We start from the raw sequence: 2,867 nt of genomic DNA, 5'->3' as shown, positions 1-2,867 counted from the left end.
ACGCGCAGGACATGCCAGGCCAGAGCCTGGCCGAGGCCGATGTGGTGGTGCTGGCTGGCGCGGCAGATGCGCTGCCACTGCTGGCGCCGTGGACCGATCACACGAGCTGGACCTTGAACCGCCGCCGCGGCCAGGTCACGCAGCTGGACCGCCAGCAGGCTGCTGCACTGGGCCTTGCAGCGCCAGCCCATCCGGTGGCCAGCGGTGCGTATTTGCTGGACCTCGGGCCGAACGGCCTGCTGTGCGGCGCCACCAACCAGCTGAGCGACGACGCAGACCGTGACGCCTCACCGCGTGCGGTGGATCATCTGGCGAACCTGGCCCAGCTGGACCGACTTTTGGGCCGCGAAGCGTCGGACACGGAAGTGGCCATGCGCGAACAGATGGCGCCGACGCTGGGAGGTCGCGTGGGTTGGCGGCTGACTGCGGATGACCGCATGCCTGTGACCGGTCCGGTGCCGCTGCCAGCCGAGCTGCTCGTCGGCCATCGCCGGCTGGAGCAACCCCGGCAGGTGCCCCGGGTGCCGGGGCTTTACCTGCTGACCGCGCTGGGTTCGCGCGGCATCACCTTGTCGCCGCTGCTGGGCGAGGTGCTGGCTGCGTGGATCACCGGCGCACCGGTGCCACTGTCGTCCAGCCTGCTGGATGCGATAGACCCGGCGCGCTTCGTGGCGCGGGCCGCAAGGCGCGGCGGCTGAAGGCAGAGCGAGTCGCCCTGCCTGGCTGTTCAAGCGGCGGGTGAGCCACCTTCCGCGGCGGGTGCGCCGCCTTCTGCGGGTCCACCCTCGGCGCCGGCCTCCGCCTCGCCGTCTTCAGGTTCCGGCGGCAGCCCCAGGGCCTTGCGCTGGGCTTTCTCTTCCTTCTTGCGCTTCTTCGCAAGTTCACGTTGGCGCTTTTCGTAGGAATAGTTCGGAGTGGCCATCAGTGAATCCTTTGATCTGAGAAAAACGCCCGCACGGTGGGATCGTGCGAACGGTGTCGGCCCGACGATACACCCACGGCCTGAAAACGCCGGAATGCACGGGCCCTGCAAGCCCGGGTTTGCTGGGCCGAAGACGTTCAGAACTGCAGCGTGCGCACACCTTCTGGCGTGCCCAGCAGGCAGACTGCGGCCTTGTGGCGCGCGAAGATGCCCACGGTCACGACGCCCGGCCACAGCGTGGCCTCGGCTTCCATCGCCAGCGGCTCGCGGATCTGCAGGCCGCGCACGTCCAGGATCAGGTTGCCGTTGTCGGTCAACACACCTTCGCGCACCGTCGCCTGCCCGCCGTAGGCCTTGGCAAAGCGGCGAGCGACCTGGGCGGCGGCCATCGGAATGACCTCGACCGGCAGCGGGAAGCGTCCCAGCACGTCAACCAGCTTGGATGCGTCGGCGATGCAGATGAAGCGCTCGGCCAGGTCGGCCACGATCTTCTCGCGCGTCAGCGCCGCACCGCCACCCTTGATCATGTTGCCTTGCGGGTCGATTTCGTCCGCACCGTCGATGTAGACCGGCAGCGATTCGACCTCGCTGGCTTCCAGCACCGGGATGCCATGCGCCAGCAGCCGCTCGGTGCTCTTGACCGAGCTGGACACCGCGCCGCGGATCTGGTCCTTCATCGTCGCCAGCGCGTCGATGAAACAGTTCACGGTGGAGCCGGTGCCCACCCCAACGATGCTGCCAGGCACCACATAGGCCAAAGCGGCCTGGCCAACCAGGGCCTTCAATTCGTCTTGCGTCATAGGCGCGATTATCGCCGCCACCTCCAGGCAAGCCCCGAGGCGCGAGGAACCGCAGGGCCGCCCCAAGGTTCCTTGACCCCCACGGGGGGCGGGCTGGGCGCAGCCCGGCCCTGGGGGCGCCAAGAACACACCGTCTGAGACAATCGCGGCCCCGTTCACCGCATTGCCCGCCCTCGTCCATGGCCCTGATTCCCTACGCCCTGACCCGCCCGTTCCTGTTCGGCCTGGATCCGGAGTGCGCCCACGAACTGACGCTGGACAGCATTGCCAGGCTGCAGCACACCCCCGCGCGGCTGGCCTGGTCACAGCGCCGAGTGGCGGACCCGGTGACGGTTGCCGGGCTGCGCTTCCCGAACCGGCTGGGCCTGGCCGCAGGGCTGGACAAGAACGGCCGCTGCATCGATGGTTTTGGCGCAATGGGCTTCGGCTTCATCGAGGTCGGCACGGTGACGCCCAAGGCGCAGCCGGGCAACCCCAAGCCGCGCATGTTCCGCCTGCCCGAGCAGCAGGCGCTGATCAATCGGCTGGGCTTCAACAACGACGGCCTGGATGCCTTCATTGCCAATGTGCGCCGCGCCCACAGCTTCCGCGCCAGCGGCGGCGTGCTGGGCCTGAACATCGGCAAGAACGCCAGCACGCCGATCGAAAACGCGATCGACGACTACCTGATCGGCCTGGCCGGCGTCTACCCGCATGCCGACTACGTCACCGTCAACATCTCCAGCCCGAACACCAAGAACTTGCGTGCGCTGCAGAGCGACGAAGCGCTGGACGGCCTGCTGGGCGCGCTGGTGGCGCGCCAGGCCGAACTGGCCACGCAGCATGGCCGGCGCGTGCCGGTGTTCCTGAAGATCGCGCCGGACCTGGACGAAACGCAGATCCGCGTGATTGCCGCGACGCTGAAGAAGCACGGCATGGACGGCGTGATCGCCACCAACACCACGCTGAGCCGCGACGCGGTCAAGGGCCTGCGCCACGCCGAGGAAACCGGTGGCCTTTCGGGCACGCCGGTGCGCGAGATGAGCAACCAGGTGATCCGCGCGCTGCGCAGCGAACTCGGCGCCGGCTTCCCCATCATCGGCGCCGGCGGCGTGATGAGCGGCGAGGACGCCCGCGCCAAGCTGGCCGCCGGTGCCGACCTGGTG

4 protein-coding genes are annotated in these 2,867 nt (G+C 68.8%); 2 read left to right on the top strand and 2 right to left on the bottom strand.

Translation table 11 applies throughout. From position 1 onward, the window contains the following. Nucleotides 1-698: FAD-dependent oxidoreductase (locus FKP22_RS26185; RefSeq protein ID WP_141290801.1), on the top strand; the 698-nt coding region annotated here is incomplete at its 5' end. A gap of 29 nt (nt 699-727) precedes the next feature. On the opposite strand, the gene FKP22_RS26180 is transcribed toward FKP22_RS26185, so the two are convergent. After that, a complete protein-coding gene (locus tag FKP22_RS26180; protein WP_141290799.1) occupies nt 728-922 on the bottom strand; it encodes a hypothetical protein in 195 nt (64 codons plus the stop codon). Nucleotides 923-1,059: 137 nt separating this feature from the next. After that, nucleotides 1,060-1,722: a ribose-5-phosphate isomerase RpiA gene (gene rpiA, locus FKP22_RS26175; RefSeq protein ID WP_141290797.1), complete on the bottom strand. Its 663-nt coding sequence runs from the start codon at nt 1,720-1,722 to the stop codon at nt 1,060-1,062. 179 nt (nt 1,723-1,901) lie between these two features. Between rpiA and FKP22_RS26170 the strand changes: the two genes are divergently transcribed. Then, nucleotides 1,902-2,867 (top strand): quinone-dependent dihydroorotate dehydrogenase (locus FKP22_RS26170; protein ID WP_141290795.1); only part of this gene is annotated, 966 nt, incomplete at its 3' end.

The organism is Ideonella azotifigens (genome assembly GCF_006519715.1).
GTDB lineage: Bacteria > Pseudomonadota > Gammaproteobacteria > Burkholderiales > Burkholderiaceae_C > Ideonella > Ideonella azotifigens.
The sequence above is the reverse complement of the archived record's forward strand: the minus strand, read 5'-3'. Positions and strand labels throughout refer to the sequence as shown.